The organism is Bradyrhizobium uaiense (genome assembly GCF_010811875.1).
Lineage (GTDB): Bacteria > Pseudomonadota > Alphaproteobacteria > Rhizobiales > Xanthobacteraceae > Bradyrhizobium > Bradyrhizobium uaiense.
Genome location: NZ_VKHP01000014.1, coordinates 1 through 19291, shown reverse-complemented (window position 1 = coordinate 19291; position 19291 = coordinate 1). Strand labels below are relative to the sequence as shown.

Genomic DNA, 19291 nt, shown 5'->3' with positions numbered 1-19291 from the left:
GCCGCCTGCAATCTATTTCCGGGATGTCGGCCGCCCGCGGCTTGACAAATAGACCCGCGCCGCATTGCCGCCGAAAATCGCAGCTCTTGCCTCACTTGACAAATCAGCCAGCAAGGTCTCCGCCGCCGCGAACCAGTGCGCATAGCCGCCGGCGAGATTGACGACGGGCCAGTCGCTGCCCCACAGCATCCGCTCCGGCCCGAAGCAGGCCATCGCGTGATCGACGGCCTCGCGCAAATCCTTGACCTGCCAGTTCGGCGCCGCCTCCGTCGCAAGCCCCGAGAGCTTGCAGACGACGTTGGATCGTGTTGCAAGGTTTGCGATGTCGTCCTTCCAGGCCGCGATGTCGCCGGTCGCGAGGTGCGGCTTGCCGAAATGGTCGAGCACGAATTGCAGGTCCGGATGGCGATCGACCACCTGGACGAGCCGTGGCAGATGCCGCGGCAGCACCAGCGCGTCGAACACCAGATCATGCCGCGCCATGGCCTCGAGCGGTGCCGCCAGCTCGGGCCGCAACAGCCAGTCGTCATCGGCGATGTCCTGCACCATCGGCCGCAGGCCGACCAGCAGCTCGCGCCCGGCGACGGCATCGACGCGCATCGCGGCATCGGGCGCATCGAAATCGATCCAGCCGACCACGCCGCGCACCAGCTCGGTGCCCTTGGCGACGTCGAGCATGAATGCCGTCTCGGCTTCGGTCGGCGCGGCCTGCACCAGGATCGTGCCATCGATCCCGGCTACGGCGAGATGCGGCGCGAGATCGGTCAGGCCGAAGTCGCGATAGATCGGACCGCGCTCCGGCGTCAGCCAGCCGTAATCGGCGCGCGCCAAGGTCCAGACATGGTGATGGGCGTCGATCCGCATCATGCCGGCACCGGCGCATGCTGGTCGAGCAGCCCCTCGGCTTTCAAATCGCGCCATAGCGCGGCGGGCACGGGTGATGACAGGGCGGCGACGTTGCGCTCGACCTCCTGCGGGGTCTGCGCGCCGAGCACGAGGCTCGCAACCGCCGGATGGCCCAGCGCGAAATGCAGCGCAGCGGTCGGCAGCGCTACGCCGTGGGCGCGGCAGACGCGCTCGATCGCGGCGACCTTCTGCATCACGTCAGGCGGCGCGTCCTTGTAATTGTACTTGGCGCCGGCAACCGCGCCGGTCGCCAGGATACCGGAATTGAACACGCCTCCCAGCATCATGCCGATGCCCTGCTTCTCCGCCAGCGGCAGGAATTCGGCCAGCGCCGGCTGCTCCAGCAGCGAGTAGCGGCCGGCGAGCAGCATGGTATCGAACGAGCCTGCCTTGGCGAAGCGCACGCACATCTCGGCCTCGTTGACGCCGATGCCGATGCCCTTGACCACACCCTGGGAACGCAGATTGTCGAGCGCGACATAGGCGCCCTCCATCGCCTCGCGAAACCGCGCCTCGATGGCGTCAGCACCATGGGTCCAGACATCGACGTCGTGGATCAGGAGCAAGTCGATGCGATCGGTGCCGAGGCGCAGCAGCGACTGCTCGACCGAGCGCATGGTGCCGTCATAGGAATAATCGACCACCGCACGGTGCGGCTGCCCGCCGGCGAAATTGGAGCCGTCACCGCGGCCGTGAAACGGGTCCATCCAGCGCCCGACCTTGGTGCAGACGACGACGTCATCGCGCGCCAGGCGGCGCAGCGCCGTGCCGCTGCGGTGCTCGGCGAGACCATGGCCATAGAGCGGAGAGGAATCCAGCAGGTTGACGCCCAGCGCAAACGCTCGCTCCGCCGCTGCGATCGCGGCGGTGTCGTCAAGCCGCGCAAAGAGATCGCCGAGCGGCGCCGTGCCGAAACCGAGAATGGAAACATCGAGCCCGGTGCGACCGAGCCTGCGGCGCGGCAGTGCGGGGGAACCGGGATTGGAGGACTGCTGTTGGATCATTGTGGCCTTCCGCCATACGTTTCTTGTTAGCCCCTCTGACGAGACTAGCGTCGTTGACGGAGATCGTGAAGGGACCTTCGGTCGCCAACGGTGCGGTAAGGCTTTCTCATCGCACACATGCCTTATCCTCAAAAATGCGATCGGCAACTTCACGTTGCCTATCGGCAGAAAATGGGCTATGGGAACGCTCCGTAGTTTCAATACAGGAGGCGACGATGTTCAGATCTGTGCGCTTCCCGGGTTCGCCGCGCGATATTTGACGCGCGTCCCGGGATTGGATCCCGGGTGAAAATCCTGACACCCACACGTAATCGAATTTACCTCGGACCTCCGGCTCCGCGCCTGCGGAACTATTGTCATGACATCGACACTTCTGGTGGCCTCTCGTCGGGAGGCCACACGCTCCGCGCTGCTCGAACGTCAGCTGCGGAAATATCATCCGCATGTTCAGGGAAAGGTTCGCGCGCTGGCCGCACGACACACCCGCGTGGCGGACCTTGCCGCGAGCTTTCCCGCGCTTCTGTTTGCGCTGGCGGTCCCGCGCGGCGGGGTCGCTTCCGCGTCCGCACTCGCATGTGTGATCGACGGCCGCTCTCTCGCGGACGCGGCCGCCGCGGCGGGTGTTGCGCTCTGGTTGCGCAAATTGCCGCCGGAAGCATTCACGAGCCCGATCACGCGGCTACCCGATGACGAGCTGCTTCGCCGGCAGATCGCCAACCATCTGCCCCAATCGCCGAAGCTCGCGCCGGTCTGGCTTAAATCAGTAGCCGCGGTGGCGGAGCTTGCACATGGACCCGCCGCGGTCTGGATCGCGCGCGAACTGGTCCGGGCGCCGCCGCGTGCCGATCCCGCGCGATTGCGGCTGCTCGGCCTGTGGGCATGGTTCTCGACGCAGCCGGCGACGTTGGGGCACACGCTGATCGACCGGAGATGGACGCCAGGCATGCAGACCGGCTCGGCGCTCGCTGCCGCCGACACATGGCGCAGCATGATCGAGCTACATGTCAGCCTCGGCCCGCAGCCGATCGCGGACATGTGGCTGCAGCCAGATCGGGTTGCCGGTTACGACTTCATCCCGCTGACCTCAACTGCGGATATCTCGGAGGAGGCGGAGGCCATGCAGAATTGCCTCCGCACCTACGGCCACCAGCTCGCACACAACCGCTCGCGGCTTTGGAGCATCAGGCGGTGCGGTCAACGAGTCGCCACCCTTAGGGTAGCGCCCCGCTTCGACGATCCACTGCCCGTTATCGCCGAGCTCAATGGCGTCAGGAACACCGCCGCGCCGCGCGAAGTCTGGTGGGCTGCACGCCAATGGCTAGATGCGCACGACCTGTTGCGGATCGAGATGGCGCCGCGCAAATGGGGCACTGCCCCTCTCGACCGGCCAACCTGGCGCCCGATCTGGCGGCCATACTGGCTCGCCAAGCGGCGGATTCCGGAATGGCTCCCGCTCGCTCCGTCGCGCAAGGCACTCGATGCGTTGTGACGCTGTTACCGTTCGGAAAGAATCTGCTCGGCGACGTTGTCGACCACGACAGGACTCTCGAAATAGGTCACCGTCGGATCGGCGCCATATTTCTCCCGGGCACGGGCGCGCCATGCGTCGGTGTAAAGCGCTTCCGCATCCTGCCTCGAGTTCCAGAAATAGACACCGCCGGCCGTCATCCCGTCCTCGGAAATCATATAGGTCTTCCGAAACAGCCCCGACACGCCGCGATAGAGCGGCGCCGTGCTCAGAAAGATGCTGCGCGCTTCCTCGCGGGTGATCGGCTTCGGCAATCTGAACGTCGTGACGGCGGTAATCATCCTGACCTCCTGCGGCATCATCCTTGACATGGTTGTCAATCTTGACGATGATGTCAAGAATGAATAGGTGGAGCGAACCGAGATGGTAGGTGTGCGTCAGTTTGATGAGGATGAGGTGGTCGCAACCGCGCTCGACGTGTTCTGGCGCAAGGGCCTGCACGACGCGACCATGCAGGACCTCGCCGCCGCGACCGGCGTCCAGCGCGGCAGCCTTTACAACGCCTATGGCGACAAGGAAGCGATCTTCCTGCGCGCCTTCGATCGATATGCCGAGCAATTCCTCGAAGCGGCCGGCAACGCGCTGGCGCAGGGCGATGCGGCGAGCGGGCTCAAGAACTTCTTCGACATGATCATCGTCAACATGACCGACGGTTCGCCGCCGCGCGGCTGCCTGACCACCCGTACGGCGCTCGACGCGGCCATCTCAAGCACGGATGTGCAGCAGCGCGTGCAGGGCGTGCTCACCCGGCTCGAACAGCTGATCGGCAAGGCCATCAGCGGGGCCCCAGGCAAGCGGAGCGTTGCCGATGCGAACCGGCTGGCCCGCGTCATCGTGACGTTTACGCGAGGGTTGGCCGTGATGGAGCGCGCCGGCTACAGCCGCAAGCAATTGAGGGAGTCCGCCACGACGTTCATCGAGGCGGTCGTGGGCAACGCCTGAGGCGCCGTTGCGCTGTCCCGGACGCGACGGAAGGCGGTTCAGCCTGGCGGCTTGCGCGACCATGCGCCGACGAAGGTCGGGAGTGCAAAGACGCCCTGCAGGGCGACCACTTCCGCGCGCAAGCGTTCGGCAAAGCTGTCCAGTGCCAGATCCGCTTCGGTTGCGATGCCGAGCTTGACGATATGCGGCAGATTGCTGCGCAAGCCGCTGGCCATGTAGTCGTAGCCGTCGAAATCCGCTCCACCTCCCGCCGGCGCGAACAGGCTCATGCGCGGCGCGGGAAGCCCGGACGCGACGAAGGCGCCGTGCAGCGACAATCCCATCCGGTTGTTCAGCCCTGCCCGTGCGAACATCTCCTTCACAAAGCCCCATGCCTGCGACAGCAGCGGCGACGGCGGAATGGCGATCGGCCCCTCACCCCAGTCGAGATCCTGGAACGCGACGATGCCACCAGGCTTGACGTGCCCAAGCAATTGCCGAAGCAGCGCTGCTGGGTCCTTCACATAAATCAGCACGAGCCGGCCGATGACCGCATCGAAATCACGCTCCAGCGCGATCGTGTTGATGTCGCCGGCGCGAAACGAGACCTGGTTCAGGCCGAGCGAGCGCGCCGTGCTTGCGGCTTCTTCGACGATGGCGGGGTTGCTGTCGACGCCGACGACCGCGCCGCTCTCGCCGACAAGACCTGCGGCGATAAAGGAGACGTTGCCGGCTCCGCTTCCGACGTCGAGCACTTTCATGCCCGGCGAAAGTCCGGCTTCTTTCAGGAGCTGCCATGTCGACGCGTCGTAGAGCTGGGACTGTCGCCTGAGCCTGTCGGTCTCCGCGGTCGAGCGGCCCATCACGTAGTTCGGATCGTAGCCGGACGTCGCTTGCATGGGTGTACCCGTCTTCGGTTCATGAATGTGAGGTGCCGGATTGCCGGACGTCGTCACGGCACCGTTGTCGCGCCCGCGCTCATTTCGACCGCAGGCTCGACAGGAAAGCTTCCAGATCCGCCGCGAAGCGTTGCGTGAATGCGATGGCGCGGTGGGGTGAATGGCCGCACCCTTCGTAGCGAACGATGTCGGCACGCGGATTGCCGTGTGCGAAGCGCGATTCGTGGCCTTCCAGCAAGGCCGCGCCAGAGCCGGGATCGGCCTGAATAATCTTGACCGGGCACAAGAATTCCCGCTCGGTCGGAATCGCCGCAAGAACTGAGCCCGCAACGTCTCCGTCCGCCCAGCATCGCCCGTCTTGCCGCTGCAGCGCAGACGCATGACTGAGCAGATGGCGGGAGCCGAAGTGATCGCTACCGATTCCACCCATCGGCGTTGGAGAGTCCGAAACGAACGCAAGGTACGTCCCGAGCGGCGCGCGCGCTTGCTGCCATGCGGCCTGACGCGCGCTGACGATCCCAAATAGTTTTGGGAATGCCGATTTCTCCCACTCTCCCGGCTGCCCGAGAAACCAAGGCGGATCTTCGAGGAAGGCTGCACGCACGTTGGCGTCACCGCTCTGCGCCAGCACACCGGCAACGCAGCCGCCGAGCGAATGCCCGACAATCACCGCCGGGCGCCCGATAGCGGCCAACGCCGTCTGCGCGTCCGAAACATAGTCGGCGAGAGCGTAGCTTGCAGCCCGATCCGAATGGCCGTGCCCCCGGAAATCAAGGGTCCAGACCCTGTAACGATCCCTGAGCCGATCGCCGATTTCCTGCCATGTGTCCCGGCTCAGCGACAGGCCGTGCAGAAACAGGATCGGCTCTGCGTCCGTTGGGCCATCAACGGACGCAGCAAGCCTGATGCCATTATTGTCGAGCGATAGATCGGTCACCGAACATCTCCATTGTGAAATACGATCAGCACCAGGCGCCGGCTTGCTGGATTGCAGCTCGGCATGAGCCGCCGTCCGCCGGTTTCAGCGTCCGATCTGCTTGAACTTGTCTGTGAGGCCATCGAGATAGCCAACCCAGGTCGAATTGATCGGCTGGTTCTCGATCAGCGCGTGAAAGCGGATCATCATACAGATCAAGAACAGCGGCTGGATGAACGCCGCGCGCACCGTCACCGCCAGCAGGGCCGCGATGAAGACCGTGACCAAGGCGCCATACTCCCTGACAGCGTCAGGCAACCAGACCGTCACCACGCCCGCGGGGACCAGCAGCAGCAGGCACAGCAGGATACTCAGGACCCGCTCCACGATGACCATCCAGACCGACGTGGTCAGGATCGGCTTGGCGTTCTGGCAATAATAGACCAGGCCGTCCTGGATGTTGCGCCTGGGATCATCGCCGCCGCGCGCCAGATCGTAGGACAGCACCACCTTGTCCAGATAGCGCGTCGCGGCCGACAAGATGGTGTTGAGCAGACCGACGATCGCCTTCATGCCGGGCGCCGGCAGCCATTCGCCAAGCGTATCGAGCGCATTGTGAAACGCACGGAGCACGGCGCGGATCAGCGCATTGAGCCCGAACAGGACCGCGACCTCGCCGAACCGGTTCATCACGATCCGGCGGCCGTAGGCGAACTGCCCTTCGGTGCCGCTGCCGATGCGGCCGTGCGTGATCAGTTCGGTCAGCACCGCGACATGGCCGCACGCGATCATGTGAACGGTGTAGCGCAGGATGGCGCCCCAGATCCAACCACCGAGCAGCAGGATGCCGAGCAGCCAGCAATAGCCGAACACGCTGGCGACGTGAGTGCCGAGCCACACTGCGCCGCCCACGGCGACAATGGCCCAGACCACGCAGGCCGCGGCAAAACCCAGCAACACGCCCCATCGCGCCAGCGCGTAAGGCAGGGTCTCGAGCAGCAACTTCAACGCGGTGCCGAGACCGTGATCGCGCACCAGCAACGGATAGGAATGCGACGGTCCTTGCGACGGCCCGGTGCCGCGCCATTCGGCTGAACCGCCGCCACCCCGACCGCCGTTATTGGTCAGACTCATGTCGGACATCTGGTGCTCTCTTCGATTATCGGGATCGATTGCCGGATCGGTTCAACGCGACGGCCCTCAACACGGATTCCCGGCGCGGCCGTCTTCCCGCTTTGCCGGCAATCGGCGCCGGCAGGCGGATCGCCGCACTGCCAGGCGTCACAGCGCCAACACCTCGGGGCTGGCAGAGGGTTGGTCCGTTGGCGCTGTGAGCCGGCGCAGCCGCGACATCGAACAGGGGAGCGTCGATGTCGCGGCCCAGCGATCAATGACCAGCCGGCAGTTCGGCGTAGTTGCCGTCCTTGTCGCGGCGGTACACGACATAGTCGATCAGGGTGATGTCACCCTTCGGCGTGTAGCTAATGTTGCCGAGCACGGTATCCCAGCTGCCGGCCTTGATGGCGGCGGCGACCTTCTTGGCATCCGTGGTCTTGGCACGGGTGACGGCCTGGCTCCAGATCTGGAAGGCCGCATAGCTGTAGAGCGTGTAACCGTCGGGATCGATGCCCTTGTCCTTGAACTTCTTCAAGGTTGCGGCCGCGGTGACCTTCTTGCGCGGATCGGGCGAGAAGGTGAACAGCGAACCCTCGGCAAGCGGGCCTGCGATCGCCGCGAACTGCTTGTCGACCAAAGCGTCGCCGCCCATCAGCACGGCATTGACGCCCTGCTCGCGCATCTGGCGCAGGATCAACGCGGCTTCGGCATAGTAGCCACCGACATAAACGAAATCGATCGACTCCTTCTTGAAGCGGGACACCAGCGCGGCAAAATCCTTGTCGCCCTTGGTGTAGGCTTCATAGAGCTTCTCTTTCACGCCCGCGGCGTTGATGGCGTTCTTCGTTTCGTCGGCGAGGCCTTTGCCGTAGGTCGTCTTGTCGTGGATGATCGCGACGTTCTTGGTCTTGTAGTTCTTGATGATATAGGCCGCCGCGACCATGCCCTGCTGGTCATCCCGGCCGCAGACGCGGAATGTGTTCCACAGCCCGCGCTCGGTGAACAGCGGGTTGGTCGAGCCCGGCGTGATCTCCAGCACGTTGCCCTCGGCGTAGGCGTCCGAGGCGGGAATCGAGGTCGACGAGCAGAAGTGCCCGACGACGAACGGAATCTTCGCGCCGGCCATTTTCTCGGCGACCGACACGGCCTGCTTCGGATCGCAGGCGTCGTCGCCGACTTCCAGCTTGAGCTTCTTGCCGAGCACGCCGCCTGCCGCGTTGATGTCGGCAATCGCGAGATCGGCGCCGTTCTTGAACTGCTGGCCGAAGCTCGCCTCCGAGCCGGTCATCGGCCCGACCACGGCAACACTGACATCCTGTGCCATGGCAGCACTGGACAGCGCCAGGCTTGTGCCGAGCGCAAGAAAATATCCTCGAAGTGCAAACGTCATCACATTCTCCTCGATGGTCTTAAGTCGCCTCAATGCATCGCAATCGACTCATATCGCCGGCTGCGACGATCACCGGGGGCTGCCTTTTATGCGCGCGGTAGCCCGCAGGCTCGGACTGAGGCGACGGGGGATTGGACATATGCGACATCGTGCAACAATGTGAAACACGTTGCCGTGCATTGGTTTGTGGAATCGTCAGCGGGCGCGATCGGGGACGATCTTGTGTGCGCGACAGCACATAGCTGATGTATTCGATCACGGCCGCACCAGCGGCTCGGGCTGTGCCGGCTTGACGTCCGCTCCGACCGGTGCGGCCGCCTCGACGGCACCTTTCAACTCGATCTCGTAGTAACCACCGACCTTGATCGCGCCCCATTGCGTCGAGACCGCGAGGTTTATTCTTTGTCGCGTCGGCAAATCGGCGTCGGTGTGCCGGTGAGCGACGCCGCCCTGAGACAGGACTTCGATATGGGACAGCCGAGCGCCGTCCGCGTTCCAGAAATCGAAGTTGAGATGCTGCGGCAATGGACGACCGAATTCGCCTATCTCCTTGAAGGCGAGCTCGACATCGACATGGCCCGGCCCCGCCATGAACGTGTAGTAGTGTCCGCGGACGTCATTGGTGATGTTGGCACGATTGACGCCAAGGCCAAGCACCGTCGGACGACGAGGATCGGTGGACTGCGCCGGTGCCCGGCCGGCCAATGCGCCCGTCCAGAGAAGCAGGCAGAGCGCCGGCTTCACGACCAGCACGAGGACGCAGGCGATCGGCCGTTCACTGAGCGGGAAATACGGAACGCGCTTCATTGCGATCATCCGAGAACAGCAAAGGCGTCGACCGCATGTCCGCGCCGAGATACGCCTCACCGGCCATTTGATAGTTGGCCGATGCCAAAGCGAGGTGCTGGACGGCAGCATGGACGTCGCGCATGCAGCGTTCGAGCCCGCAACTCACGTCGACCGAGGCCGAGCCGCCGGCACCGAACATCAGCTCGGTCGCCTGCTTGGCGGTGTTCGCCGCATGGGTCGATGCCAGCCACAGCGTGGCGCGCTCGGCAACGCTGAGCACCTTGCCGGCACTGACGGCCTGCCACGCCTCTCCCAGCGTGCCGTAAAGGAAAGCCCGTCCCGAGCCAAGCAAGGCCTCGGCACGCCCGAGATCAGCCTGGACCAGCGTATCCTCGCGGAGCAGCTTGCGCGAGCGCGATGCGACCTTTCGTCCGACAAGCTCGACCAGAATGTCGATCGCATGGCGGGCGATGCCGAGCGGCACGGCGGCGAGCGCCGCCCCGAACAACGCAATCGTCGGAAACGCATAGAGCGGCCCCTGCTCCACCGGCGGCTCGCGAAACGAAAGCGACCGCGCGGATGGCACGAAAGCATCCGCGATCGCATAGTCATGGCTGCCCGTGCCGCGCAGCCCGACACTGTGCCAGGTGTCGAGGATCTCGCACTGCGCAGTCGGAAACAGCATGAAGCGCAGCACCGGGGTGCCATCGGGACGCAATCGCGGTTGATCCCCGTCGAAGATCCGGCAATTGCCGATCATCCAGCCGGAATGCTGACAACCGCTTCCGAGCGGCCAGCGGCCCGTGACGCGATAACCACCATCGACGACCCCGGCGGTGCCAAACGGCCGCAGGGCGCCCGCGGTTCGAACCAGCGGATCGCTACCGTAGATATCGCGCGCGGCATCCTTCCCGAGATAGCCGCCGAACACGCCATAGGCGCCACCGATGGCCATACACCAGCCTGCGGCACCGTCGGCACGCGCGATCTCCTCGACCACCCGGACGAGGGTCATCGGGTCGGCCTCCTCGCCGCCGAATGCGCGCGGAAGCCAGAGCCGGAACAGCCCTGCTTGTGCCATCGCTTCGATCAGCGGGACAGGCAGCCGCCGCGACCGCTCGCTCTCCTGCACGGATCCCTGAACCTGCGGCGCGAGCGCAGCGGCAGCATCGACGAACGATGAAGTGGTGGTGTCAGTCATTGGTGGCCTCGCTGTGTCGCTATCTGTGAATCCCCCGCGCAGCGTGATTCCGCGGGGGCCGCCTTTTAGGCGTCTCAACGATGCGAGGCTCGGACGGATGTGACGGGGAATAGGACGTACGCGACATCACGCAGCCATTTTCGCAATCATTGCATTTCCTGCCCGCGCTAGTTCGGGTTCGGAACAAAGATGACTATCTTCAAGTCTCGCGACGGCTTGAAGTTGGTATGCCGAACTTCGAAGCGCGTCGGGCCGGTCTTCTTGACGCCATCGGCGCAGAAGCTGACGAAGTTGTTGGGCTCGCCCTTGTCGATGGTGAGGTGAAATTCGCCGATCGGCGCCGCCCAGTTGGCGCCGGTCGAGAGCACATAGGCAATCGACCGTTCACTGAACGGCGGATAGGGAGCGCGCCTCGTCGCGCGCGCCCGCTCGATGCTGCGGATCAGGTCATCGTCGATGCAATAGGATGCGAGAAACGCCGGCGCTTCCGGATTGCTGCGCCAGTTGTCGGCGCCGATGATCGTCTGCACGGAGCCGCCGACGCTCGGACGATAGGTCTGCTCAAACGTGATCTCGCGGCCCGCGGGAAAGGTCTGCGTCCAGGTATAGGCCGAACGCAACGTCCAGGTCGGCACCAGATGATCCTGCATCGGGCCGCCCGACCCGTAGGTCTCGATGGCGCCGACGCCGAGCTTGACGAGCTCCGGCCAGTTCGACTTCGGCAGCTTGTCGAGCAGCTCGCCCGCGAGGCCCCTGATCGGCATCAGCGGAATTCCGAGCTTCCGCAGCAGCGCCGTCTGATCTACGTCATTCGCCAGCGCCGTCTGCTCGAGATGCGGCACGGCCGCCTTGCCGTCGACGGTGACGTGGAAGTCAAAGATGTTTTCGGGATCGTTGGTCGGGAGCCCTATGTTTTCGTCACCTTCCTTGCCGTCGATGTCGGGCATCGGGAACGCGATCATAATGGTCTTGTCGGCGGCCGAGGTGTTGAAAAAGCGATAGACGATCCGGACCTGCTTCTCGGAGATGAACAGATCCTCGGAGCGCATCACGATGTCGGGGTCCTGCTTGAAACGGAGGCCCCCGGTTTCCAGCGCAGCGGACGTGTCATTCGCCCGCGCGCACCAGGGCATCAGCCCGGCAAGCAGAACTAGAAAAGCCCCTTTGGCGATCGGAGGCATGGTCATTCCTTCTCTCTTGATTGGAGGCCAAACTCGCGGCAGTCAGTCGCATCCGTCCTTGACCGGGAAGAAATCGGAGACGTCGACGTGCGTCGTCTCGATCGGCAGCACGACCCAACTGTCCATCTCGAGATGACCGCAAAGCTTTACGACAGCGATCGATTTCCGGCCCTGCCAGGCCGTCACTGTGAATCCGATCGGGACAGCACTGCGCTCGAAAATATGCAGCTTGGCAATACCGGCGGCAGGGCCGGCCGCAAGCGAGATCGTGATTTCGCCGGCGCCGGTGCCACCAGGCAGGATTGGCGATTGCCGCGGTGGCCCAAACGAGAGCTCGCTCCCGGCCGAGACCGCGACGGTCTGTTGGAACCCGTTCTCGATCCTGAGCACAGGTTTCGCGCCCGCGGCCTCAGTGGCGATCGGCGCTATTCCCGCCAGAAGGTAGAGAAACGCTGGTGCTGATCGAACGAACGAAACCGACTTGAGCGCAATCCTTCCTGAATGAGTCCGCGCAGAGCCGAACAGGTTCGCCGGGTCGTGATCTTTCTCCGACGACAATATCGATGCACGCACACGTGCGCCTTCGCTGCGAACGATGTTAAATGGCAAGTACTCTTCCTATCGCAATCAGACGGAAGCTGCCTTTTATGTGCTTCGCGGATATGCGGCACGGACCGACACGACACTGATTTGGACATATGCGACATCGGTCGAGGACGTGAGACGAATTTGTCGCCGCATGTTGCATCGCTGTCCGGCAGCAAGGTTGTATGCCGGCCGGCCGCCCGCTAGTGATCATTCACCTCGGACGCTGCCCTATCGTCGACGACCTTCATGAAGATGGACATGCAGCATGCGCGGATCATACCGGCGGATATCCCGATCGCTCCTGTTGATTGGCGCGGCACTGATCGTGACAGCCGCTGCGACACCAGCACCTGAAAGCACGATCCGCTGGGATGCGAAGAACGCCTACCTCAAATGCGACGGCGCGATCGACGGCAGCATCACCTGGCCTGCCGAACCGGAGGCCGCGTGCGTCGCCATGTTGATGTGCGCGAATGAGCGAGCTTTGTCGGCAGAGCGTCAGCAGCGGCTGATCGAACAGATCCGGCGGGTGCCCGGATGCGGCGAGCCGTAGGCCACGCATCGCGTGACCGCGCGACCAGGGGCCGCTCAGGAACGCCGCGGCGCGGCGCGGATATCCGATGGCGTCGCGCCGTAGTGCCGGCGGAAGGTACGGTTGAAGTAGGAAAGATCACCAAACCCGACTTCGAACGCAATCGTGCCGATGGTGCTGCGGCTGTGGCGCGGATCGGTCAGCAAATGATGCGCGCGCGCCAGCCGCTGGCCGAGCACGAATTCCGAGAATGTCGAGCCTACGCTCTCGAACAGCCGCTGGATATGGCGCGGCGTGAGCTTCAGCCGCGCCGCGACCGCGGGCAGCGTGAGGTCGCCATGGCTCAGATTCTCACTGATGTCGGCCTTGACCGCGGCAAGCCGCGCGGCCGCCAGCCCGCCATCCTCCGCGGCAACCGCCGCGTCGGGATTGGCGCCGATGATCAGCGCGCCGAGATCGGTCAGATGCTTGACGACCGCGTTCCGCAGTTCGGGAGTCGAAAGCTGATAGCTGTCGTCGAGCTCACTGATGTAAAGCGCAAGCAACCGCATCGCTTCGGTGTTCGCCGGCAGCGGGCGGATCAGCATGTCTTCGGGATCGTGAACCAGCGAGGCGAGCGCCTTGCGCGGCAACCGAAGGCCGACGAAACGGCTCGGCGACACCGGGACCACCATGTTGCCGGCTTCCGCGCTCGACTGCAGTACTGCTTGACCCGGGCTAAGCTCGATGTCGCGGCCACGCTGTGACGCGCGCACGTTGCCGCTCGTGATGATCGTCAGCACGAGGTCGTCATTGCCGTCGAGCAGTTCGCGCGGCCGCGCGATCTTGAGATTGCTGCACGCCCAGGATCCGATCCCGAGCCCCGACAGTTCGCGCACACTCGCTTCGGCATGGAACGCGCCGTCGTCGAGCGGTTCCGGATCGAGCTTCACGATCATCCGCCCGATCTGCTCGCGGAAGATCGGCAAGCGGTCTCGCGCGCCGAAGTGCGCCGTCGAGAATCGGAACCCGGTCATATCGCCTGACTGCATTGTCATCGGCTCGCTCTCATGGCGGCGGAAATCGCGGGTCATATAAGGCCGATTTGTGGCAGTACACACCAATCATGGTGGCCATGCAGCGCGGCTGTAAACGTGAACCTTTCTCGGGTTCCGCCGATACCTCGATCTGACAACTGTCAAGCGTCGCGGATAAGCATCGTAAATACGCGGTCTGGCGCAGCGAGCGAAATTGCTTCGATCTAGATGTGTGTTTGTCGCGCCCGAATTCGCGATCGGGACTAGAATTGTCCTCGCTCCGATCAGCCCGAAGACGCCGCCTACACTGGCGCATGGATAATTATAATTGACTGACCGGACGGTCAATAGTAATCCGATCGCAGGTCATGCGACCTTCACTCATGGAAGGCGCAACGGGAGGTCATCATGGTCAGCGATCTGGTGTTGACCGATATCCGCGCCGGATATCGCGTCCTGACGCTCAACAGGCCCGACCGCCTGAATTCCTTCAGTGCCGATCTGCACGCCGCAATGATGGCCGCGTTGATTGCTGCGGAGCAGGACAAGTCCTGCCGCGCGCTGATCCTGACCGGAGCGGGACGCGGATTCTGCGCCGGGCAGGATCTTTCCGACGGCGTCTTCACGCCGGGCGAAACGCCCGATCTCTCGGCGCCGATCGAAAAATACTACAACCCGCTGGTGCGCAAGCTGCGCAGCATTCCGATGCCGGTCGTGTGCGCCGTCAACGGCGTGGCCGCAGGCGCCGGCGCGAACGTCGCCCTGGCTTGCGATATCGTGATCGCCGCGCGGTCGGCCAAATTCATCCAGGCCTTTGCCAAGCTCGGCCTCGTCCCGGATTCGGGCGGCACGTGGTTCTTGCCGCGGCTCGTCGGCGGGGCACGGGCACGCGCCCTGGCGATGCTCGCCGAGCCGATCTCGGCGGAACGGGCGGAAGCATGGGGCATGATCTGGAAGGTGGTCGAAGATTCCGACTTGATGACCGAAGCCCACGCCCTCGCCGCCTCGCTCGCGACGCGGCCGACCGACGGTCTTGCGTTGATCAAGCAGGCACTCGATGCCTCCGAGACCAACACGCTCGACACGCAACTCGAGCTCGAGCGTGACCTGCAGGGCCGCGCAGGCCGGTCGGCGGACTACGCCGAAGGCGTCACCGCGTTCCTCGAGAAGCGCTCGCCACGCTTTGTCGGACGAGCCCAGGATTGAACGTTCTGATTGAACGTTCAGCCGGCACGGCAATACGCAACATAGATCACAGGTCAAAGGATTCAATTTCGATGACACAGCCTGAATTCGACGGCGCGCAAACCGCGGACACAGTCATGAAACTCGACAGCTTCGTCCGCGGGAAGTGGAGCGGCGTCGGCGAGCCAGCGGCCGAGATTCGCAGTGCGGTCACCGGCGACGTCGTAGCGCTCACGACCAGGAGCGATCTCGACATGCGCGAGATCCTCGCCTACGGCCGCACCGTCGGCGGCCAGAATCTCCGAAAACTGTCGTTCCACCAGCGCGCGGGCCTGCTGAAGACGCTGGCCGACACTCTGAGCCAGCACAAGGACCGGCTCTACAAACTGTCATTCCATGCGGGAGCAACCCGCACCGATGCGATGATCGACGTCGATGGCGGCATCGGCACGTTGTTCGCCTACGCCAGCAAGGGCCGCCGCGAGCTTCCGAACACCAAATTCCTGCTGGACGGCAATGTCGAGGGGCTATCCAAGGGCGGCGCGTTCGCCGGTCAGCACATCGTCACGCCGTTGCACGGCATCGGCGTGCACATCAACGCGTTCAACTTTCCGTGCTGGGGCATGCTGGAGAAGCTGGCGCCCGCGCTGCTCGCCGGCGTCCCCGTCGTCACCAAGCCCGCGACCGTCACCTCCTATGTGGCCTACGAGCTGGTGCGGATGATCGCCGAATCCGGCGTGCTGCCCGAAGGCGTGCTGCAATTCATCGTCGGCTCGACCGGCGATCTGTTCGACCATCTCACCTGCCAGGACGTGGTGTCCTTTACGGGCTCGGCCGACACCTCGCAAAAACTGCAACGGCATCCGGTCATCGCGCGCGAGGCTGTCCGGTTTATCGCCGAGCGGGATTCGCTCAACGCGGCGATTCTCGCACCGGACGCCGCGCCGGGAAGCCCGGAGTTCGACCTCTTCATCAAGGAGGTCGCGAAGGAAATGACGGTCAAGGCGGGCCAGAAATGCACCGCGATCCGCCGTGCGCTGGCGCCATCAGCGCAACTCGATGCCGTCATCACGGCGCTGCGCGACCGTCTCGCAAAGGTCACGATCGGCAATCCTGCGAACGACAAGGTCAGGATGGGACCGCTGGTTGGGCTCGCCCAGCGCAGCGACGTGCTTGCCCATGTGGCCCGGCTTCGCACCGAGGCTGAACTGGTGGCCGGCGATCCAGACAACGTCCCGCTCGTCGATGCCGACGCCAAGCGCGGTGCCTTCGTGCCGCCGCTGCTGCTGCATTGCGCGAAGCCGCTCGCCGCAACCGCGGTGCACGAGATCGAAGCGTTCGGGCCGGTCTGCACCGTGATGGGCTATGACGATCTGGACCAGGCTATCGCACTGACCAATCGCGGTGGCGGCAGCCTCGTGGCATCGGTCTACACCCACGACATCCCGACCGCGACCGAGCTCACCTTCGGCATCGGCAGTTTTCACGGCCGTGTCGCGATCATCGATCGCGATTGCGCGACCGAGCACACCGGACACGGCTCGCCGATGCCGCAGATGGTTCATGGCGGCCCGGGCCGCGCCGGCGGCGGCGAGGAACTCGGCGGCATCCGCAGCCTCCAGCACTACATGCAGCGCACCGCCTTGCAGGGCTCGCCTCGCATGCTGAGCGGCGTCACCGGCCGCTGGTTCAAGGGCAGCCCGGTGCTCGAGGGCGACCTGCACCCGTTCCGCTATCACTACAACGATCTCGAGATCGGGCGCACGCTGGTCTCGAAGTCGCGGCAGATCACGCTCAACGACATCGAGCATTTCGCGCATTTCACCGGCGACACTTTCTACGCCCATATGGACGAGGAAGCGACCAAGGGGCATCCGTTCTTCCCGGGCCGCGTCGCGCATGGCTATTTGCTGCTGTCGTTCGCGGCTGGCCTGTTCGTCGATCCCGACTACGGACCAGTGCTGGCGAACTACGGCCTCGACTCGCTGCGCTTCGTCAAACCGGTCCAGCCGGGCGAACAGATCCAGGTGCGGCTGACCGCGAAGGAGAAGACGCCGCGCAACAAGCAGTACGGCGAAGTGCGCTGGGACGTCGAGATCACGACCGGCACCGGCGAGACCGCGGCGACCTACGAGCTGCTGACCATGAATGCGATGAGGAGCTAGGATCCGCAACGCGGATCTGGCCCACCACGTCAGAGCAGCGCAGGCTGCCGGCTTCGGCCGGCGGGCTTCGCCTTACCGCGCGGCCGGATCACGGCCGCCTCCTCCGCACCGGCCAGGACCAGCTGCGCGACGAAGCCGGCATATTCGGCGCGGGTCATCGGTCCGCCCTCACGGAACCACATGTAATGCCAGTTCAGCATGCCGAAGACGCTCATCGTCAGCGGCTTGAGAACGCGCTTCTGTTTCGCAGCCGGCACCGCCGCGGCGAGCGCATCCGACATGATCCCGACGAGGATCCGCTCGCTCGCAAGCAACGGCTGCTGCTTGTCCTTCGGCAACAGCTTGAGGCTTGAGATCTGGACCTGATGCTCGGCGTCGGCGTGCCGGTATAGTTCGAGCAGGGTCGCAACGATCGCCCTGAAGCGCTCGACCGGATCGCCGGCCGACGCACTCGCCTTGCGAACCGCCGCCACCAGCTTTTCGAGATGCGACGACAGGAGATCGAACAGGATCGCTTCCTTGTCGGGATAGTAGTGATACAGCAACGCCTTCGAGACCCCGCACGCATCAGCGATGGTGTTCATCGACGTGCCGACATATCCCGAGGCAGCGAACAGCTCGGCCGAGCGATGCAGCATGGAGAGGCGCTTGTCGTCGTAGTCCTTGGCGCGCGATCGGGCCATGTCTTTCCGTTTCCACCAGCCGGCCGTGAAAGTTCTGGAACCACCGCCCTGCCGACGGGCCGCGTCCGAACCGCCATTTATTGACCATCCGGTCGAACAATTCCATGGCTGAGTTGGAACGGCGCCTCTGTTGCCAAGTCGCGCCAGGACGAACGAAGGCCCCCAATGCCAAGCGCATTGAGGCCCGCGTCCCCCGCCTCACATGCCTCTAGCTGTTAAAGCCCGCCGGGATGAACGCCGGCAGCTTCTCCTCGATGAAGCGCTTGACTTCCGGCGAGTTGAAGACCTGGATGAAGGCCTTCAGGCGCGGATCATCCTTCTTGTCCGGCCGCGCGGTGAAGCGCAGCACGAGGCCGTCATCGACCGTGCGGTCGATCAACAACGCCGACTTCGGATCGCCGCCGGCCGGGATCAGATAGGTGATGTTGACGAGCGCAAGCGTGACGTCGTCGAGCGACCGGTAGGTCTGCGCCGGATCGAGCTCGACGATCTTCAAGTTCTTGGGATTGTCGATGACGTCGAACCGGCTGACCGCGAAGCCCTTGCCCGGCGCCAGCTTGATCAGCCCGGCACGTTCGAGCAGGATCAATCCACGCGCGCCGTTGAGCGGTTCATTCGGGATCGCCACGCTGTCGCCGGACTTGATCTCGTCGAGCGACTTGATCTTTTTCGAGAACAGCCCGACCGGCGCGATCACGCCGACCTTGTCGACCTGGATCAGGTTGAAGCCGCGCTGCTTGTTCTGGATCGCGAGATAGGTGCCGTGCTGGAACAGATTGGCGTCGACGTCGCCGCTGTTGACCACCTCGTTCAACGCGACCCAGTCCGATAGCTCGACGATCTTGACGTCCTGGCCCTTGTCCTTGGCGAGCTTGGCGGCAAACGCCGCCAGCTGACCGACCGGTCCGGCGCTGGTCGCGATCTTGAGCGGTTCGTCGGCAATGGCGGCCGCTGTCATGGCAAGCAGCACACCGGCTACCTGCGCCAGGCGCAATAGTGTCTTCATGGTCTCGGTTCCAACTCCGTCTTTCGGTGATCGATCAGGCGGCCTTGCGGCCGCTACCGCTTGCCTCGGCCTGGGCCAATGCCTGGGTGAGGTCGGCGAGGATGTCGTCGGGATGCTCGATGCCGACCGAGAGCCGCACATAGCCCGGCGTCACGCCTGCCGCGAGCTGCTCCGCGGAGCTCAGCTGCTGATGGGTGGTCGACGCCGGGTGGATCGCCAGCGACCGCGCATCGCCGATATTGGCGACGTGATAGAACAGTTTCAG

General features: G+C 64.3%; 20 protein-coding genes. 5 read left to right on the top strand and 15 right to left on the bottom strand.

Annotation, left to right across the window (positions count from 1 at the left end):
* Window positions 1–12 precede the first annotated feature (12 nt).
* Window positions 13–867 carry an amidohydrolase family protein gene (locus FNJ47_RS06015; RefSeq protein ID WP_163151599.1) on the bottom strand — a complete coding sequence of 285 codons (855 nt, stop codon included), beginning with the start codon at window positions 865–867 and terminating at the stop codon, window positions 13–15.
* Window positions 864–1910, bottom strand: a complete 1047-nt coding sequence (locus FNJ47_RS06010; RefSeq protein WP_163151597.1) for an aldo/keto reductase — start codon at window positions 1908–1910, stop codon at window positions 864–866. Before FNJ47_RS06010 ends, FNJ47_RS06015 begins: the two co-directional genes overlap by 4 nt.
* Window positions 1911–2268: 358 nt before the next feature.
* Here FNJ47_RS06010 and FNJ47_RS06005 point away from each other — a divergent pair, with 358 nt between their 5' ends.
* Entirely contained in the window at window positions 2269–3399 is a 1131-nt protein-coding gene (locus tag FNJ47_RS06005; protein WP_163151595.1) for a hypothetical protein, read from the top strand.
* Window positions 3400–3404: 5 nt separating this feature from the next.
* On the opposite strand, the gene FNJ47_RS06000 is transcribed toward FNJ47_RS06005, so the two are convergent.
* Entirely contained in the window at window positions 3405–3719 is a 315-nt protein-coding gene (locus FNJ47_RS06000; protein ID WP_163151593.1) for a monooxygenase, read from the bottom strand.
* Between the two features lie 82 nt (window positions 3720–3801).
* On the opposite strand from FNJ47_RS06000, the gene FNJ47_RS05995 reads away from it, so the two are divergent.
* On the top strand, window positions 3802–4380 hold the full coding sequence (locus FNJ47_RS05995; RefSeq protein ID WP_163151591.1) for a TetR/AcrR family transcriptional regulator: 579 nt from the start codon (window positions 3802–3804) through the stop codon (window positions 4378–4380).
* A gap of 38 nt (window positions 4381–4418) precedes the next feature.
* Here FNJ47_RS05995 and FNJ47_RS05990 read toward each other — a convergent pair whose 3' ends face one another.
* The 8 genes from FNJ47_RS05990 to FNJ47_RS05955 all read right to left on the bottom strand — a co-directional run bounded on the left by FNJ47_RS05990 (window position 4419) and on the right by FNJ47_RS05955 (window position 12241).
* The gene (locus tag FNJ47_RS05990; RefSeq protein ID WP_163151589.1) at window positions 4419–5258 is read right to left on the bottom strand and encodes a class I SAM-dependent methyltransferase; all 840 of its coding nucleotides are present in this window, start codon (window positions 5256–5258) and stop codon (window positions 4419–4421) included.
* A gap of 79 nt (window positions 5259–5337) precedes the next feature.
* Window positions 5338–6195 carry an alpha/beta fold hydrolase gene (locus FNJ47_RS05985; protein WP_163151586.1) on the bottom strand — a complete coding sequence of 286 codons (858 nt, stop codon included), beginning with the start codon at window positions 6193–6195 and terminating at the stop codon, window positions 5338–5340.
* A gap of 84 nt (window positions 6196–6279) precedes the next feature.
* Complete coding sequence (locus tag FNJ47_RS05980) at window positions 6280–7317, bottom strand: hypothetical protein (RefSeq protein WP_163151584.1); 1038 nt, start codon at window positions 7315–7317, stop codon at window positions 6280–6282.
* A 244-nt stretch (window positions 7318–7561) separates the two neighbouring features.
* Window positions 7562–8680: a branched-chain amino acid ABC transporter substrate-binding protein gene (locus FNJ47_RS05975; RefSeq protein ID WP_163151582.1), complete on the bottom strand. Its 1119-nt coding sequence runs from the start codon at window positions 8678–8680 to the stop codon at window positions 7562–7564.
* Window positions 8681–8935: 255 nt separating this feature from the next.
* A complete protein-coding gene (locus FNJ47_RS05970) occupies window positions 8936–9487 on the bottom strand; it encodes a hypothetical protein (RefSeq protein ID WP_163151580.1) in 552 nt (183 codons plus the stop codon).
* On the bottom strand, window positions 9456–10670 hold the full coding sequence (locus FNJ47_RS05965; protein ID WP_163151578.1) for an acyl-CoA dehydrogenase family protein: 1215 nt from the start codon (window positions 10668–10670) through the stop codon (window positions 9456–9458). Before FNJ47_RS05965 ends, FNJ47_RS05970 begins: the two co-directional genes overlap by 32 nt.
* A gap of 167 nt (window positions 10671–10837) precedes the next feature.
* On the bottom strand, window positions 10838–11857 hold the full coding sequence (locus FNJ47_RS05960; protein WP_235999486.1) for a DUF4424 domain-containing protein: 1020 nt from the start codon (window positions 11855–11857) through the stop codon (window positions 10838–10840).
* A gap of 36 nt (window positions 11858–11893) precedes the next feature.
* Window positions 11894–12241: a hypothetical protein gene (locus FNJ47_RS05955; RefSeq protein ID WP_163151576.1), complete on the bottom strand. Its 348-nt coding sequence runs from the start codon at window positions 12239–12241 to the stop codon at window positions 11894–11896.
* Window positions 12242–12704: 463 nt separating this feature from the next.
* On the opposite strand from FNJ47_RS05955, the gene FNJ47_RS05950 reads away from it, so the two are divergent.
* On the top strand, window positions 12705–12992 hold the full coding sequence (locus tag FNJ47_RS05950; protein WP_163151575.1) for a hypothetical protein: 288 nt from the start codon (window positions 12705–12707) through the stop codon (window positions 12990–12992).
* Between the two features lie 35 nt (window positions 12993–13027).
* Here FNJ47_RS05950 and FNJ47_RS05945 read toward each other — a convergent pair whose 3' ends face one another.
* Window positions 13028–13987, bottom strand: coding sequence for an AraC family transcriptional regulator (locus FNJ47_RS05945; RefSeq protein WP_163151573.1), 960 nt, complete (start codon window positions 13985–13987; stop codon window positions 13028–13030).
* A gap of 408 nt (window positions 13988–14395) precedes the next feature.
* Between FNJ47_RS05945 and paaG the strand changes: the two genes are divergently transcribed.
* The gene (gene paaG, locus FNJ47_RS05940) at window positions 14396–15193 is read left to right on the top strand and encodes a 2-(1,2-epoxy-1,2-dihydrophenyl)acetyl-CoA isomerase PaaG (RefSeq protein ID WP_163151571.1); all 798 of its coding nucleotides are present in this window, start codon (window positions 14396–14398) and stop codon (window positions 15191–15193) included.
* A 116-nt stretch (window positions 15194–15309) separates the two neighbouring features.
* Window positions 15310–17337, top strand: coding sequence for a phenylacetic acid degradation bifunctional protein PaaZ (gene paaZ / locus FNJ47_RS05935; RefSeq protein WP_163151702.1), 2028 nt, complete (start codon window positions 15310–15312; stop codon window positions 17335–17337).
* A 29-nt stretch (window positions 17338–17366) separates the two neighbouring features.
* Here the strand turns inward: paaZ and FNJ47_RS05930 are convergent, their stop codons facing one another.
* The 3 genes from FNJ47_RS05930 to FNJ47_RS05920 all read right to left on the bottom strand — a co-directional run.
* The gene (locus FNJ47_RS05930; RefSeq protein ID WP_163151568.1) at window positions 17367–18020 is read right to left on the bottom strand and encodes a TetR/AcrR family transcriptional regulator; all 654 of its coding nucleotides are present in this window, start codon (window positions 18018–18020) and stop codon (window positions 17367–17369) included.
* A gap of 208 nt (window positions 18021–18228) precedes the next feature.
* Complete coding sequence (locus tag FNJ47_RS05925) at window positions 18229–19026, bottom strand: MetQ/NlpA family ABC transporter substrate-binding protein (protein ID WP_163151566.1); 798 nt, start codon at window positions 19024–19026, stop codon at window positions 18229–18231.
* Window positions 19027–19060: 34 nt separating this feature from the next.
* Window positions 19061–19291: PLP-dependent transferase (locus tag FNJ47_RS05920; RefSeq protein WP_175068350.1), on the bottom strand; the 231-nt coding region annotated here is incomplete at its 5' end.

Excerpts from the sequence above, each read along its gene's own strand:
- FNJ47_RS05970 (WP_163151580.1), bottom strand. The coding sequence starts at position 9,487 with ATGAAGCGCGTTCCGTATTTCCCGCTCAGTGAACGGCCGATCGCCTGC.
- FNJ47_RS05960 (WP_235999486.1), bottom strand. The coding sequence starts at position 11,857 with ATGACCATGCCTCCGATCGCCAAAGGGGCTTTTCTAGTTCTGCTTGCC.
- FNJ47_RS05995 (WP_163151591.1), top strand. The coding sequence starts at position 3,802 with ATGGTAGGTGTGCGTCAGTTTGATGAGGATGAGGTGGTCGCAACCGCG.
- FNJ47_RS05980 (WP_163151584.1), bottom strand. The coding sequence starts at position 7,317 with ATGTCCGACATGAGTCTGACCAATAACGGCGGTCGGGGTGGCGGCGGT.
- FNJ47_RS05990 (WP_163151589.1), bottom strand. The coding sequence starts at position 5,258 with ATGCAAGCGACGTCCGGCTACGATCCGAACTACGTGATGGGCCGCTCG.
- FNJ47_RS06010 (WP_163151597.1), bottom strand. The coding sequence starts at position 1,910 with ATGATCCAACAGCAGTCCTCCAATCCCGGTTCCCCCGCACTGCCGCGC.
- FNJ47_RS05945 (WP_163151573.1), bottom strand. The coding sequence starts at position 13,987 with ATGACCGGGTTCCGATTCTCGACGGCGCACTTCGGCGCGCGAGACCGC.
- FNJ47_RS05925 (WP_163151566.1), bottom strand. The coding sequence starts at position 19,026 with ATGAAGACACTATTGCGCCTGGCGCAGGTAGCCGGTGTGCTGCTTGCC.
- FNJ47_RS05965 (WP_163151578.1), bottom strand. The coding sequence starts at position 10,670 with ATGACTGACACCACCACTTCATCGTTCGTCGATGCTGCCGCTGCGCTC.
- FNJ47_RS06015 (WP_163151599.1), bottom strand. The coding sequence starts at position 867 with ATGATGCGGATCGACGCCCATCACCATGTCTGGACCTTGGCGCGCGCC.
- FNJ47_RS06000 (WP_163151593.1), bottom strand. The coding sequence starts at position 3,719 with ATGATTACCGCCGTCACGACGTTCAGATTGCCGAAGCCGATCACCCGC.
- FNJ47_RS06005 (WP_163151595.1), top strand. The coding sequence starts at position 2,269 with ATGACATCGACACTTCTGGTGGCCTCTCGTCGGGAGGCCACACGCTCC.
- FNJ47_RS05930 (WP_163151568.1), bottom strand. The coding sequence starts at position 18,020 with ATGGCCCGATCGCGCGCCAAGGACTACGACGACAAGCGCCTCTCCATG.
- paaZ (WP_163151702.1), top strand. The coding sequence starts at position 15,310 with ATGAAACTCGACAGCTTCGTCCGCGGGAAGTGGAGCGGCGTCGGCGAG.
- paaG (WP_163151571.1), top strand. The coding sequence starts at position 14,396 with ATGGTCAGCGATCTGGTGTTGACCGATATCCGCGCCGGATATCGCGTC.
- FNJ47_RS05950 (WP_163151575.1), top strand. The coding sequence starts at position 12,705 with ATGCGCGGATCATACCGGCGGATATCCCGATCGCTCCTGTTGATTGGC.
- FNJ47_RS05975 (WP_163151582.1), bottom strand. The coding sequence starts at position 8,680 with ATGACGTTTGCACTTCGAGGATATTTTCTTGCGCTCGGCACAAGCCTG.